The sequence below is a fragment of the Ruminococcus sp. AM31-15AC genome (assembly GCF_003462045.1).
GTDB lineage: Bacteria > Bacillota > Clostridia > Oscillospirales > Ruminococcaceae > Hominimerdicola > Hominimerdicola aceti.
Genome location: NZ_QTYG01000103.1, coordinates 1 through 2046, shown reverse-complemented (window position 1 = coordinate 2046; position 2046 = coordinate 1). Strand labels below are relative to the sequence as shown.

2 protein-coding genes are annotated in these 2046 nt (G+C 35.5%); both read left to right on the top strand.

Annotation, left to right across the window (positions count from 1 at the left end; all coding sequences use genetic code 11):
* Nucleotides 1-269: 269 nt before the first annotated feature.
* Nucleotides 270-701 carry a hypothetical protein gene (locus DW793_RS14045; protein ID WP_118158518.1) on the top strand — a complete coding sequence of 144 codons (432 nt, stop codon included), beginning with the start codon at nucleotides 270-272 and terminating at the stop codon, nucleotides 699-701.
* 73 nt (nucleotides 702-774) lie between these two features.
* Entirely contained in the window at nucleotides 775-1896 is a 1122-nt protein-coding gene (locus DW793_RS14040) for a hypothetical protein (protein ID WP_118158517.1), read from the top strand.
* The last annotated feature ends 150 nt before the right edge of the window (nucleotides 1897-2046 follow it).

Below are 2046 nucleotides of genomic sequence, written 5' to 3'. Positions count from 1 at the left end.
ATCTTGAGGAAAGGAGTGCACATTTTTTATGCAATAATAATAAAAACAAGTACGTGCAATTGTGAAAACATACAAACTTATGTATTTCAATCAGCCATTTTCACTGCTTTTTCGGTTTGTATAATTGAAAGCTGCTGAGTTCAATGAAGATGTGAATATTCATTATGCACAATTACCCATTGCAATAATTGTGTGATATGATGAAATTTAATTTTATTTGCAACAAAATTACCCAAAAAACACTCTTATATTATGAAAGGACGTTTAATATGAAAAAGATCGTTAAGAGAATCGCAGCTATGGGTGCTGCTGTTATGATGATGAGTTCTATGGCTATTGGGGCTAGTGCGGCAAACTCCTACGATCTGCACTATACTAAAGGAGCTCCGTCATCAGATAACGTTTGTGAGAAATGGATGTATGGTATAAAGGCACAGAATAATGGCTATTTAAAATCCACCTGCAAATCCATAAATACAAGTGGCAAGTTTAGTGTCTTAGCAAATGGATACAGATCTTCAAGCCATACTATTAATTGTGGTTCTTTCGATATCTGGAACAAAGGAACAACAAATTGGAAAAATTCTAATTATAAGAAGGGTTATTCTTATGATGTTGTTGCTGAATTTGGAGTGTCTGGCGGTTACACAAATATTTCAAAGTATGTTTCAAGTGCTTCTGCGTCAGGAAGTTTTAACTAAAGAATAGTATTTTGAGCCGCTGCGGATTATCTTGCTGGTAATGACGAGCGGCTCTTACTTTAGAGGATAAAATATGATGAAAAAGATTTGTATTTTGGTTGTTGCGGTGTGCATGGTACTTTCAGCGTGTTCAAACAAAACTAATAATGTAAAATTCAGTGAATTTAATTCTGAATATGTGCCTGTAAATGAAATAACAGATACATATTCAAAAGCCCTCAAATTGGAGTATGCCCATTTCACTATTCGTGACAGTGTAAGAATAGCTGATGTGAGTTCAGTTAGCAGAACGTTATATAAGCCGTCGGACGGTTTTCTGTTCAATAAAGAGCAGAGATTTATAGACTATTTAAACGGCAGTCCTGTTGATCTTAGCAAAATAAGTGTTAGCAGTGACGATATGGGTGAATATCATCAGCTTAACGCCGAAGGAGGTTATCCCTACTTTACTGATTATGATGGTGGTTCGATAGTATGGATCAAAGACGAAGATGCGGAGGCTTTTTTTCTAACTAATGAAAACATTACAGTAAAACGATATTATTGTTGCAACACCTTTGATGATGAGAAATATAAGCTTAAAGACTGTGAAATGTCCATAAGTGAGGCAATAGAAAAAAGTGCTGAATTTTCAGAGGGACTGAGAAAAATTGGCTACCCACAAATGTCGCCTTTTGAGATCAGAGTTGAGAAAATAAACGATACTTATGCGTTCAGAATAGATATGGTGCAACAGGATAACGGAGTACCGTTGAGAGCAGCTAACAGTGGCTTTGAGGGCAGGGAATCCTCTGTCAATGATGTTTTCACAGGTCGATTGAGCAAAATAAATTCAAATCCAGCGGGATACACAGTGCTTATAACTTCTTCGTCCGATATAGGTTGTTTTAGAAATAATGAAAATGTATTTTGTGAATATGAAAAAGAGAATATCGACAAGGTGATAACACCATATTCTGCACTTAGATATATTGATGACAATTTAAGTGATAATTCCAGTTACGAGGTGGATTACATAGGACTTGAGAATAAGATATACTGGGTGGACGCTGAAACGGGCGTATATTCAAGTACTCCAATGTGGACAGTTTCACTCTATAGCCCTACTGAGGAAAAATTATACTATGCTTTGGTAGATTGTGAAACGGGTGATTTTTCATTTTATTCACAAAGCAGTGGTGATATAAATTTGTAATTTTACAATATAGATCGGAGCTGATAAAGTATGGATAACAGCATAAAAATATAAGGCGATACCGCATAACACCGTCAAGCAGTCTTTGTGCGGTATTGCCTTGTATTATAAGAAATCAAAGGAGCAACAATATGAAGCTACATTTAAAAA

Excerpts from the sequence above, each read along its gene's own strand:
- DW793_RS14045 (WP_118158518.1), top strand. The coding sequence starts at position 270 with ATGAAAAAGATCGTTAAGAGAATCGCAGCTATGGGTGCTGCTGTTATG.
- DW793_RS14040 (WP_118158517.1), top strand. The coding sequence starts at position 775 with ATGATGAAAAAGATTTGTATTTTGGTTGTTGCGGTGTGCATGGTACTT.